Below are 11592 nucleotides of genomic sequence, written 5' to 3'. Positions count from 1 at the left end.
CTGGTGGCCGAGCTGCACACCCCCCGATCCCTGATCGTCACCTTCTACGGCGCCTACGGGCGGACGGCGGAGGGTGCCGTTCCCGTGTCCTCGCTGATCCGGCTGCTGGGCGCGGCCGGGGTCGACGCGCCGTCCGTCCGCTCTTCGGTGTCGCGGCTGAAGCGGCGCGGGTTCCTGCTGCCGGGGCGCGCGCCCGACGGTTCGGCCGGGTACCTGCTGTCCGACGAGGCGCGTGAGCTGCTGGAGGACGGTGACCGGCGGATCTACGGCAGCCGGCCGGCGGACGGCGACACGGGCTGGGTGCTGGCGGTGTTCTCGGTGCCGGAGCAGGAGCGGCACAAGCGGCACCTGCTGCGGTCGCGGCTGGCGCGGCTCGGTTTCGGGACGGCGGCGCCGGGGGTGTGGATCGCGCCGGCCCGGTTGTACGACGAGACGCGGCACATGCTGGAGCGGCTGCAGCTGCGGCCGTACGTGGAGCTGTTCCAGGGCGAGCACCTGGGCTTCGCGCCGACGGTGGAGGCGGTGGGCCGGTGGTGGGACCTGACGGCCATCGCCAAGCAGCACGAGGAGTTCCTGGACCTGCACGAGCCGGTGCTGCGGGGCTGGCAGACGGGCCCGGAGCCGGAGCCGCAGCAGGCGTACCGCGACTACCTGCTGGCCCTGGACTCGTGGCGGCGCCTGCCGTACGCGGATCCGGGCCTGCCGTCGGCGCTGCTCCCGGCGGACTGGCCGGGCGACCGGTCGGCGGCGGTGTTCGCGGAGCTGCACGCCCGGCTGCGGGACGCGGGAGCGGCGTACGTACGGCTGTGAGACCGCGGGAGGACGTACGGCACGGGGCGCGGCCCCGGGTGGGCCGGCGGCGGATATCGCGGTGCGCGGGTCCGGCCGGGCGCGCCATGATGCGGCATGACGTGGACCTTTACGCATGATCTGACGGCCTGGCTGAGGGCCGCGGGGGCGTTCGTCGCGGCACGCCCCGTGGAGAACACGCTGATCCTGACCGTCGGGGACGCCCTGCGGCGGTCCGGGCTGCACCGGTACGGGGAGCGGGCGCCGGTGTTCGGGTGGTGGGCCGGGGCGGACGGCGAGGTGGCGGGGGCGGTGCTGTGGACGCCGCCGTACCCGTTGAACGTGGCGGGGCTGCCGGCGGAGGCGGTGGGGCCGCTGGCCGCGGCGCTGGCGTCGGAGCCGCTGCTGGCGGGGGTGGCGGAGTTCAGCGCGGCGCGCGGGGACGCGGCGGCGCTGGCCGGGGCGTGGGGGCGGCCGGTGGAGGTGGTGGAGGAGCTGCGGCTGTACCGGCTGGCGGGGCTGGTGGAGCCGGATCCGGTGCCGTCGGGCCGGGCCCGTCCGGCGGGGCCGGGGGACGCGCCGCTGCTGCTGGAGTGGCTGGCCGCGTTCGGCGAGGAGGTGGCGGAGCCGGGCTGGGCGCGTGCGGGGCTGGTGGCGGAGCGGCTCGCGTACGGCGGGTTCACGCTGTGGGAGGACGGGGGCCGGCCGGTGTCGATGGCGGGGCGCGGGCAGGTGGTGTGCGGGACGGCGCGGGTGGCGCCGGTGTACACGCCGCCGGAGTGGCGGGGGCGCGGGTACGCGGCCGGGGTGACGGCGGAGGTGAGCCGGACCGCGGGCGCGGCGGGCGCGGCGGAGGTCCTCCTGTTCACGGACCTGGCGAACCCGACGAGCAACGGCGTCTACCGGCGCATCGGCTACCGGCCGGTGGAGGACCGCGTACGGGTGCGCGTCGGCTGAGCCGGCTGCGGGCCGGTGCGGGTCAGGGGAGGGTGAGGCGGGGGCGTGGGGTGTCGGTGCGGCCGGTGGGGGGTTTGCGGCTGCCGGCGCGGTAGGGGTCGGGCCAGGGGGCGGCGGGGCCGGTGTAGCCCTGGTCGGCGGCGGCGTGCAGGGTCCAGTGGGGGTCGTAGAGGTGGGGGCGGGCGAGGGCGCACAGGTCGGCGCGGCCGGCCAGGAGGAGGGAGTTGACGTCGTCCCAGGATGAGATGGCGCCGACGGCGATGACGGGGACGCCGAGTTCGTTGCGGATGCGGTCGGCGTAGGGGGTCTGGTAGGAGCGGCCGTACTCGGGCTTCTCGTCGGGGACGACCTGGCCGGTGGAGACGTCGATGGCGTCGGCGCCGTGGTCGGCGAAGGCGCGGGCGATGGCGACGGCGTCGTCGGTGGTGGTGCCGCCGGGTGCCCAGTCGGTGGCGGAGATGCGGACGGTCATGGGCCGGTCGGCGGGCCAGGCCGCGCGGACGGCGTCGAAGACTTCGAGGGGGTAGCGCAGCCGGTTGGCGAGGGTGCCGCCGTACTGGTCGGTGCGCTGGTTGGTGAGGGGTGAGAGGAAGCCGGAGAGGAGGTAGCCGTGGGCGCAGTGGAGTTCGAGGAGGTCGAATCCGCAGTCGGCGGCGCGGCAGGTGGCGTGCACGAACTGGTCGCGTACGCGGTCCAGTTCGTCGGGGGTGAGGGCGTGCGGGGTCTGGCTGGTGCCGGGCTGCCAGGGCAGGGGTGAGGCGGCGGCGAGGGGCCAGTTGCCGGTGGGGAGGGGCTGGTCGATGCCTTCCCACATGAGGCGGGTGGAGCCCTTGCGGCCGGAGTGGCCGAGCTGGATGCCGAGGGCGGCGCCGGGCGCCTGGGTGTGGGCGAAGTCGACGATGCGGGTCCAGGCGCGGGCCTGTTCGTCGGTGTAGAGGCCGGCGCAGCCGGGGGTGATGCGGCCTTCGGGGCTGACGCAGACCATTTCGGTCATGACGAGTCCGGCGCCGCCGAGTGCGCGGGAGCCGAGGTGGACGAGGTGGAAGTCGCCGGGGAGGCCGTCGGTGGCGCGGTAGGTGTCCATCGGGGAGACGACGACGCGGTTGCGGAGGGTGAGGCCGCGGAGGGTGAGGGGGGTGAACATGGGCGGGGTGGCGTCGGGGCAGCCGAAGTCGCGTTCGACGGTGGTGGTGAAGCGCGGGTCGCGCAGGCGCAGGTTGTCGTGGGTGACGCGGCGGCTGCGGGTGAGGAGGTTGAAGGCGAACTGGCGGGGCGGCTGGTCGAGGTAGACGGCGAGGTCCTCGAACCAGCGGAGGCTGGCGTGGGCGGCGCGCTGGGTGGATTCGACGACGGGGCGGCGTTCGGCTTCGTAGGCGGCGAGGGCGGCGGGGAGGGTGGCGTGTTCCTCGGTGCAGGCGGCGAGGGCGAGGGCGTCCTCGACGGCGAGTTTGGTGCCGGAGCCGATGGAGAAGTGCGCGGTGTGGGCGGCGTCGCCGAGCAGGGTGATGTTGCCGTGTGACCAGCGGTCGTTGACGACGGTGCGGAAGGCGGTCCAGGCGGAGTTGTTGCCGCGCAGGGGGCGGCCGCGGAGCGCCTCGCTGAAGATCTTGGCGCAGCGCTGGGCGGATTCGTTCTCGTCGCAGAGGTCGAGGCCTGCGGCGCGCCAGACTTCTTCGCGCATTTCGACGATGACGGTGGAGGCGTCGGCGGAGAAGGGGTAGCCGTGGAGCTGCATGACGCCGTGTTCGGTTTCGGCGGTCTCGAAGCGGAAGGCGTCGAAGGCGAAGTCGGCGGCGAGCCAGATGTAGCGGCAGCGGTGGGTGGTGAGGGTGGGGCGGAAGACGTCGGCGTGGGCGGTGCGGGTGGCGCTGTGGACGCCGTCGGCGGCGATGACGAGGTCGTGGCCGGCGGCGAGTTCGGCGGCGGGTGGGGCCTCTTCGCGGGAGCGGAGGTGTACGCCGAGTGCGGCGCAGCGCGCGTGGAGGATCTCCAGGAGGCGGCGGCGGCCGAGGGCGGCGAAGCCGTGGCCGCCGGAGGTGAGGACGCGGCCGCGGTGGACGACGTCGATGTCGTCCCAGCGGACGAATTCGGCCTGGAGGGCGGCGTACACCTCGGGGTCGGCGTGTTCGATGCCGCCGAGGGTCTCGTCGGAGAGGACGACGCCGAAGCCGAAGGTGTCCTGGGGGGCGTTGCGCTCCCACACGGTGATCTCGCGGTCAGGGCCGAGGCGTTTGAGGAGGGCGGCTGCGTAGAGGCCGCCGGGGCCGCCGCCGATGACCGCGATGCGCACGGTCACCTCCCCTGCCAGGCAGGGGGCCGTTTGCCGGTGAAGGAGGCGTGGAACTCGGCGTAGTCCCGGCCGTTCATCAGCAGGGCCTGGGTGTTGGCGTCGAGTTCGACGGAGGCGGCGAGCGGCATGTCGAGTTCGGCGGTGAGCAGGGCCTTGGTCTGGGCGTAGGCGAGGGCGGGTCCGGCGGCGAGGTGGGCGGCGAGTTCGGCGGCGCGGATGCCGGCCTTGCCCTCGTCGGTGAGTTCGCTGAGCAGGCCGATGCGTTCGGCTTCCTCGGCGCGTACGGGTTCGCCGAGCATCAGCAGGCGGGTGGCGTGGCCGAGGCCGACGACGCGGGGCAGCAGGTAGGCGGCGCCCATGTCGCCGCCGGAGAGGCCGACGCGGGTGAAGAGGAAGGCGAAGCGGGCGGTGGGGTCGGCGATGCGGAAGTCGGCGGCGAGGGCGAGGACGGCTCCGGCACCGGCGGCGACGCCGTGGAGGGCGGCGATGACCGGGAAGGGGCATTCGCGGAGGGCGCGGACGACCTGTCCGGTCATCCGGTTGAAGTCGAGGAGCTGGGCGGTGTCCATCGCGAGGGTGGCGCCGATGATCTCGTCGACGTCGCCGCCCGAGCAGAAGCCGCGTCCCTCGCCGCCGAGGACGAGGGCGCGGCAGGCGCGTTCGCGGGACAGTTCCGAGAGCAGGTCGCGCAGGTCGGCGTAGGCGCCGAAGGTGAGCGCGTTGAGCTTCTCGGGGCGGTCGAGGGTGACGGTGACGACGCCGTCCTGCCGGGTCACCCGGAGGTGGCGCCATCGCTCCGTTGCGGCTGCGGAACCGGTGAAGGGGCTCACGTCCACGACGGTATCACCGTCTTGTGACTGTCGTCAGGAGAACGCGACAGGCGAAGGTCCGGTACGGAGGTCCCGGGGCGGACGTGGCGCACGTCCTCCGCACACGGATCGGCGTGCCCTGGGGGGCGGGGCCCCGGCTCCGTAGCGTGGAAGGCACGTTCCCCTGCTGCCCGAAAGGACGTCCTGCCGTGTCCGCGACCACCGCTCCCCCCGTCCGGCGGACCGCTCTCCCCCGCACCGCGGCGGCCGTCCCCCTCGCCCGTGCCGTGGTCCGCTCGGCGCTGGCCGGTCCCGGTGCGCCGGCGGACCCCGACACGGCGGAGCTGCTGACCGCGGAGCTGGTGGCGAACGCGGTGGAGCACGCCGGGGCGGGTGCCGCGGTGGAGCTGGTGGTGGAGCTGCTGCCGGAGGGGTGCCGGATCGAGGTGCACGACGGCGACCCGCGTCCGCCGGGTGCGCTGACACCGGCCCTGCCGGGCGAGTACCCGGACCCGCTGCAGGAGCACGGGCGGGGACTGCTGCTGCTCCGCACCCTGAGCGCGTCCTGCGGGCACCGGCCCACGCCGCGCGGCAAGGCGGTGTGGTTCACCCTGTCCGCGCAGCCCCGGCCGCGGCGCGGCGGCTGCGACCTGGGCCGCTCGGCCGCCGTATGACTATGCGTCGGTGCCGGCGAGGGTGGCGACGAGGATCGCCTTGATGGTGTGGAGCCGGTTCTCGGCCTCGTCGAAGACGACGGAGTGGGCCGACTCGAAGACCTCGTCGCTGACCTCCAGCGATTCCAGGCCGTGCCGCTCGTAGATCTCGCGGCCGACCTTGGTGCCCAGGTCGTGGAAGGCCGGCAGGCAGTGCAGGAACCTGACGTCCGGGTTGCCGGTGGCGCGCAGCACGTCCATCGTGACGGCGTACGGGGCCAGTGCCTTGATGCGCTCGTCCCAGACCTCCTTGGGCTCGCCCATGGAGACCCAGACGTCGGTGGCGACGAAGTCGGCGCCGGTGACGCCCTCGGCGACGTCCTCGGTGAGGGTGATGCGGGCGCCGCTGGTCCCGGCGGCGGCCCGGGCCCGGGCGACGACCTGCTCGGCCGGCCAGTAGGCGCGCGGGGCGACGATCCGTACGTCCATGCCGAGCAGGGCGCCGGTGACGAGGTAGGAGTTGCCCATGTTGAAGCGGGCGTCGCCGAGGTAGGCGAAGGTCGTGGACTCCAGGGGCTTGGCGCAGTGCTCGGTCATGGTGAGCACGTCGGCGAGCATCTGGGTGGGGTGCCAGTCGTCGGTGAGGCCGTTGTAGACGGGTACGCCGGCGAAGGCGGCGAGTTCCTCGACGGCGTCCTGGCTGTCGCCGCGGTACTGGATGGCGTCGAACATCCGGCCGAGGACGCGGGCGGTGTCGCGGACGGACTCCTTGTGGCCCATCTGGGAGGCGGAGGGGTCGAGGTAGGTGGTGTGGGCGCCCTGGTCGGCGGCGGCGACCTCGAAGGCACAGCGGGTGCGGGTGGAGGTCTTCTCGAAGATCAGGGCGATGTTGCGGCCCCGGAGGTGCTGGACCTCGGCGCCGGCGCGCTTGGCGGCCTTCAGTTCGGCGGCCAGGGCGACCAGGCCGCGGAACTCGGCGGCGGTGAAGTCGAGCTCCTTGAGGAAGCTCCGGCCAACGAGGTCGGTCGCCATGGGGGTACTCCTAGGTCACGCACGGGGACGGGGGCGGCAAGGATTGCAAGTCTATACGAGCCTCCGTATCTCTATACAGCCTGTTTGCGGTGACGCGGGCCACAGCCGGGGCCGGGGCCTGCGGGCCGGGCGCCGCCGGGGGGGGGAACGGACCGCGGACCACCGCCGGGCCCGCCCTACTCCACCGGGTCCCGCTCCACGGGGCAGCTCATGCAGCGGGGCCCGCCCCTGCCCCGGCCCAGCTCGCTGCCCGGGATCTCGATCACCTCGATGCCCTGCTTGCGCAGATGGGTGTTGGTGGTGACGTTCCGCTCGTACGCGACGACCACCCCCGGCTCCACGGCCAGCACGTTGCAGCCGTCGTCCCACTGCTCGCGCTCCGCCGAGTGCACGTCCTGCGTGGCGGTCAGCACCCGGACCGCGTCCAGCCCCAGCGCCTCCGCGATGGCCCGGTGCATGTGCTCCGGCGGGTGGTCGGTGACCCGCAGCTCGCTCTCGGCATCGCCCGGCCGGATCGTGTACGAGCGGAGCATGCCCAGCCCCGCGTACTGCGTGAAGGTGTCCCCGTCGACCATCGTCATCACCGTGTCCAGGTGCATGAGCGCCCGCCGCTTCGGCATGTCGAGGGCCACGATCGTACGGGCGGACCCGGCCGCGAACAGGCCCCGCGCCAGCATCTCCACGGCCTGCGGGGTGGTCCGCTCGCTCATCCCGATCAGCACCGCGCCGTTGCCGATGACCAGCACGTCGCCGCCCTCGATGGTGGACGGGTAGTCGGACTGGCCCTGCGACCAGTAGTGGAAGGCCCCGGAGGCGGTGAAGAGGGGGTGGTGGCGGTAGATGGCCTCGAAGTGGACGGTCTCGCGCTGCCGGGCGGGCCAGCGCATCGCGTTGATGGAGACCCCGTCGTAGATCCAGGCGGAGGTGTCGCGCGTGAAGAGGTGGTTCGGCAGCGGCTGGAGGAGGAAGCCGTCCAGCTCCAGCGCGTGGAAGCGGACCGAGGTGGGCTCTCCGTGCCGCTCCAGGTACTCGCGCTTCGTCATCCCGCCGACCAGCGCCTCGACCAGCTCCGCCGCCGGCAGCTCGTCGAACGCGGCCCGGAGGTGGCCGGTGGCCAGCGGCCCGAACTCCTTCTCGTCGAAGACCCGGTCCAGCACCAGCCGGCGCGCCTCGGGGATCTCCAGCGACTCGCGCAGCAGGTCGCCGAAGAGGTGGACCTCGACGCCCCGGTCGCGCAGCACGTCGGCGAAACCGTCGTGCTCCTGGCGGGCCCGGCGCACCCACAGCACGTCGTCGAAGAGGAGCGCGTCCTTGTTGCTCGGGGTGAGCCGCTTCAGCTCCAGGTCGGGCCGGTGGAGGATGACGCGGCGGAGCCGCCCGGTCTCGGAGTCGACATGGAATCCCATGCCTACACGGTCGCAGACCGGGCGGCTTTTCGAGCGGGTGTCAGCTCAAGCCCAGCAGCGCGCCCGGGTCGCCCTGGAGCACCGGGGCGAGGATGCCCAGCTGCGGCTTGGTCAGGGCCGGCAGGCCGAAGTGGTCGCCGTCGGGCAGCAGCATGGGGGCGCCCACGACCGCGCCCGGCGTCTTGGCGACCAGGTCGGAGGCCGGGGCGGCCAGCTTCGCCTCGCCGTTCTTGCCGGTGCCCAGCAGGTCGGGGACCGGGGTGGAGGCGAGGGTGGGGGCCAGTTCGCCGGTCAGCGGGACCGCGGGGAGCACCGGGTTGGGCAGCATCTCGCCCGTGTGGTGGACCGGGCCCTCGGGGATGCCGGGGACGGGCACGGGCAGACCGGTCGCCAGGTGCGGGGTCTGCATGCCGAGCGGCACCTCCAGCGCCTCCAGCGGCACGTCGACCGGGACGTGCTCGGCCGCCAGCGCCGGGGACACCGCGGCCGCCGTCGCCATACACGTCATGAGCGCCGCAAGGCTTCCGCGCGCGGTCTTGTTCATCATGCGTTCCGTTCTTTCCGGGATCGCGGACACTCCGCTTCCCTGGAAGAACGAGCCCGCCCGCCGATTCCCCGCGAAATTCCCCCGTTTGCCGTAACGGCGGGAGGCTTCCCGAGGGTGCCGGCGGGCGGGTTCCGTGCGTCACAGGCGGGGGTCGACGGGCTCCGACTCCAGTGCCAGCACGGCGAAGACGGCCTCGTGGACCCGCCACAGCGGCTCGCCGCCGGCCAGCCGGTCCAGCGCCTCAAGCCCGAGGGCGTACTCGCGCAGCGCGAGGGACCGCTTGTGGCCGAGGAACCGCTCGCGCAGCCGCTCCAGGTTGTCCGGGCGGGTGTACTCGGGGCCGTAGATGATCCGCAGGTACTCGCGGCCGCGGACCTTGACGCCGGGCTGCACCAGCCGGCCCCTGCCGTCGCGGACGCACGCGTCGAGCGGCTTCACGACCATGCCCTCGCCGCCTGCCGCGGTCAGCTCCAGCCACCAGTCGGTGCCCGCGCGTACGGAGTCCTCGTCGCCGGTGTCGACGACCAGCCGGCCGGTGGTGCGCAGCAGCCCGGTGGCGTCGTGCTGCACGAGCCGGTCCAGCCAGGCGAGCTGGCGGTCGTGCGGCACGTCGGCGAGGGACCGGCCCTCGGCCGCGAGCAGCTGGAAGGGCGCGAAGCGCACCCCGTCCAGGCCGTCGGTGGGCCAGCAGTAGCGGCGGTAGGCGTCGGTGAACGCGGCCGCGTCGGCGGCCCGTTCCCGCTGCCTGGCCGGCAGGCCGCCGGTGTCCACGCCGCGGGCGGCGGCGGCGTCCAGGGCGGCGAGCGCGTCCGGGAAGACGGCCGCGGCGGCGGCGCCGACGGCGGCGTACTGGTCGCGCAGCAGGCCGGTGGCCTTCAGCGACCAGGGCAGCAGCTCGCCGTCCAGCAGCAGCCACGGGGTGTCGAGTTCGTCCCAGAGGCCGGCTCCGGTGACCGCGGTGCGCAGCCGGTCCAGGACGGTCTCGGTGACCTCCGGATCGTCGAAGAAGGGCCGTCCGGTACGGGTGTACAGGGAGCCGGTGACGCCGGTGACGCCGAAGCGCTCGCGGGCGGTGTCCGCGTCGCGGCAGACCAGGGCCACGGCGCGGGAGCCCATGTGCTTCTCCTCGCAGACCACGCGGGTGACGCCGTCGGCCCGGTACTGGGCGAAGGCCTCGGCCGGGTGCTCCAGGTAGTCCGCATCGGCGGCTGCGCCGCGGGCTCCCCCGCGGGAGGTGGCGGTGGGCGCCATGGTCGGCGGCAGGTACGGGACCAGCCGGGGGTCGACGGCGAAGCGGCTCATCACCTCCAGGGCGGCGGCCGCGTTCTCCTCGCGCACCGTGACGTTGCCCAGGTGGCGGGTCTCGACGACGCGTCGCCCGTGTACGTCGGCCAGGTCCAGCGGGCGGCCCTCGCGGCCGCCGGGCGCCTCGGTGGCCAGCGGCTTGGCCGGCTCGTACCAGACCTTCTCGGCGGGGACGTCGACCAGTTCGCGCTCGGGCCAGCGCAGCGCGGTCATCCGGCCGCCGAAGACGGCGCCGGTGTCGAGGCAGATGGTGTTGTTGAGCCAGGAGGTGTTCGGGACCGGGGTGTGTCCGTACACGACGGCGGCCTTGCCGCGGTACTCCTCGGCCCACGGGTAGCGCACGGGGAGGCCGAACTCGTCGGTCTCGCCGGTGGTGTCGCCGTAGAGGGCGTGGGAGCGGACGCGGCCGGACGTGCGTCCGTGGTACTTCTCGGGCAGGCCGGCGTGGCAGACCACGAGGCGGCCGCCGTCGAGGACGTAGTGGCTGACGAGCCCGTCGATGAACTCGCGTACCTCGGCGACGAACGACTCGTCCTCGCGTTCCAGCTGTTCGATGGTCTCGGCGAGGCCGTGGGTGCGCTGGACGGTGCGGCCCTTGAGGTGGCGGCCGAGCTTGTTCTCGTGGTTGCCGGGCACGCACAGGGCGTTGCCCGACTTGACCATGCTCATGACGCGGCGCAGGACGCCGGGGCTGTCGGGGCCGCGGTCGACGAGGTCGCCGACGAAGACGGCGGTGCGGCCGTCGGGGTGGACGCCGTCCCGGGGCGTCGTATTCGCTGGACGCGTATCTCGACGTGGAGGCGGACCCGGCGGCCGACCTGACGATGGCGTGGTCGGGGCCGGCTGGTGCGTCGCTGTCGTGGACGGAGACGGGCATCTCCGCGGGCAACACCGGCAACATCGGCTCCATCAAGCAGTCCAGGCTGGACGTGGCCACGTCGTCCGGTGTGGGCATCGTGGCCACTGGCTCCGCGGTGCGGCCGGCCGGTGTGCTGCGGGTGGCTGGGACGGGCGGCACGTTCCGGCTCCGCTGGGCTCAGACGGTGTCCTCCGGGACGCCGACCATCATCAAAGCCGGCTCGTGGGTCCGGCTGACCCGCATCGTGTAGACGACGATCGCCCCCTCTCCGGCCTGCGGGCCGCGGGAGGGGGCGCTTTCGTGCGTCCGGCTACTGGGCGGCCGGGACAAGCCCGTCGACCGCGTCGAGTGCCCGGTCCCACGGGTACGGCTCGCGGTGGCCCGGCTGGTTGGGCACGAACCCGCCCTCGCCGTACAGCACGCTCACGCCCATCTCCCGCAGCTCCTGCACGGACCGCTCGAACGCCCGGTGCCGGACGTACGCGGCGTTCACGCACGGCATCGTCGCAATGGGGATGCCCTTGCCGATGCCCTCCGCCACCACGCCGACGACGAACCGGTCCGTCAGCCCGAGCGCCCACGCATTCACCGTGTTGAAGGTCGCCGGCGCCACGAGGATCGCGTCAGCCTTCGGCCACACGTCCGCGTCTCCGGGGCGCTTGTACTGGCTGCGGACCGGGTGGCCGGTGAGCGCGGCGAGGCCGTCGAGGCTGTCTTCCAGCCACCCGGCGGCGGCCGGGGTGAGGCCGAGGCAGACGTCCCAGCCACGTGCCTGGGCGTCCTCGATCACGCGGGCGACGTCGAAGACGGGCGGGGCGGCCGAGCCGAACAGGTACAGGGTGCGCGTCGTCATGGGCACCGACCCTATGCAATCGCCCCCGGTCCAGGCGGACTCGGGGGCGACAGCGGTACCGTCCAGATGACGAGTCTTGGACGGAGACCAGT

The 11592-nt window shown here is 73.8% G+C and carries 10 protein-coding genes and 1 pseudogene; 4 read left to right on the top strand and 7 right to left on the bottom strand.

All coding sequences use genetic code 11. The features are described 5' to 3' along the window. The first annotated feature begins 3 nt into the window (after positions 1–3). Positions 4–810 (top strand): PaaX family transcriptional regulator C-terminal domain-containing protein, encoded by an 807-nt coding sequence (locus tag ACIF6F_RS27665; RefSeq protein ID WP_399952225.1) that lies wholly within the window; start codon positions 4–6, stop codon positions 808–810. A gap of 96 nt (positions 811–906) precedes the next feature. After that, entirely contained in the window at positions 907–1746 is an 840-nt protein-coding gene (locus ACIF6F_RS27660; RefSeq protein ID WP_399952222.1) for a GNAT family N-acetyltransferase, read from the top strand. 22 nt (positions 1747–1768) lie between these two features. Here the strand turns inward: ACIF6F_RS27660 and ACIF6F_RS27655 are convergent, their stop codons facing one another. Together ACIF6F_RS27655 and ACIF6F_RS27650 are read right to left on the bottom strand one after the other, a co-directional pair. Continuing rightward, positions 1769–4036, bottom strand: coding sequence for a bifunctional salicylyl-CoA 5-hydroxylase/oxidoreductase (locus ACIF6F_RS27655; RefSeq protein WP_399952219.1), 2268 nt, complete (start codon positions 4034–4036; stop codon positions 1769–1771). Between the two features lie 2 nt (positions 4037–4038). Then, entirely contained in the window at positions 4039–4866 is an 828-nt protein-coding gene (locus ACIF6F_RS27650) for an enoyl-CoA hydratase family protein (protein WP_399952216.1), read from the bottom strand. Between the two features lie 188 nt (positions 4867–5054). On the opposite strand from ACIF6F_RS27650, the gene ACIF6F_RS27645 reads away from it, so the two are divergent. Further along, positions 5055–5519 carry an ATP-binding protein gene (locus ACIF6F_RS27645; RefSeq protein ID WP_399952213.1) on the top strand — a complete coding sequence of 155 codons (465 nt, stop codon included), beginning with the start codon at positions 5055–5057 and terminating at the stop codon, positions 5517–5519. Here ACIF6F_RS27645 and argF read toward each other — a convergent pair whose 3' ends face one another. From argF to ACIF6F_RS27625, 4 genes and pseudogenes are all read right to left on the bottom strand, one after another. Next, positions 5520–6530 carry an ornithine carbamoyltransferase gene (argF, locus tag ACIF6F_RS27640; protein WP_399952210.1) on the bottom strand — a complete coding sequence of 337 codons (1011 nt, stop codon included), beginning with the start codon at positions 6528–6530 and terminating at the stop codon, positions 5520–5522. A 176-nt stretch (positions 6531–6706) separates the two neighbouring features. Continuing rightward, positions 6707–7936: an arginine deiminase gene (locus ACIF6F_RS27635; RefSeq protein ID WP_399952207.1), complete on the bottom strand. Its 1230-nt coding sequence runs from the start codon at positions 7934–7936 to the stop codon at positions 6707–6709. A 40-nt stretch (positions 7937–7976) separates the two neighbouring features. Further along, positions 7977–8483 (bottom strand): hypothetical protein, encoded by a 507-nt coding sequence (locus tag ACIF6F_RS27630; protein WP_399952204.1) that lies wholly within the window; start codon positions 8481–8483, stop codon positions 7977–7979. Between the two features lie 138 nt (positions 8484–8621). Next, positions 8622–10547, bottom strand: a pseudogene (locus tag ACIF6F_RS27625) (polynucleotide kinase-phosphatase); the annotation flags it as partial. 35 nt (positions 10548–10582) lie between these two features. Between ACIF6F_RS27625 and ACIF6F_RS27620 the strand changes: the two are divergent. Then, positions 10583–10897 (top strand): hypothetical protein, encoded by a 315-nt coding sequence (locus tag ACIF6F_RS27620; RefSeq protein WP_399952201.1) that lies wholly within the window; start codon positions 10583–10585, stop codon positions 10895–10897. Between the two features lie 60 nt (positions 10898–10957). On the opposite strand, the gene ACIF6F_RS27615 is transcribed toward ACIF6F_RS27620, so the two are convergent. Then, a complete protein-coding gene (locus ACIF6F_RS27615; RefSeq protein ID WP_399952198.1) occupies positions 10958–11500 on the bottom strand; it encodes a flavoprotein in 543 nt (180 codons plus the stop codon). Positions 11501–11592: the final 92 nt, after the last annotated feature.

Source organism: Streptomyces sp. NPDC086023 (assembly GCF_044540325.1).
Lineage (GTDB): Bacteria > Actinomycetota > Actinomycetes > Streptomycetales > Streptomycetaceae > Streptomyces.
The sequence above is the reverse complement of the archived record's forward strand: the minus strand, read 5'-3'. Positions and strand labels throughout refer to the sequence as shown.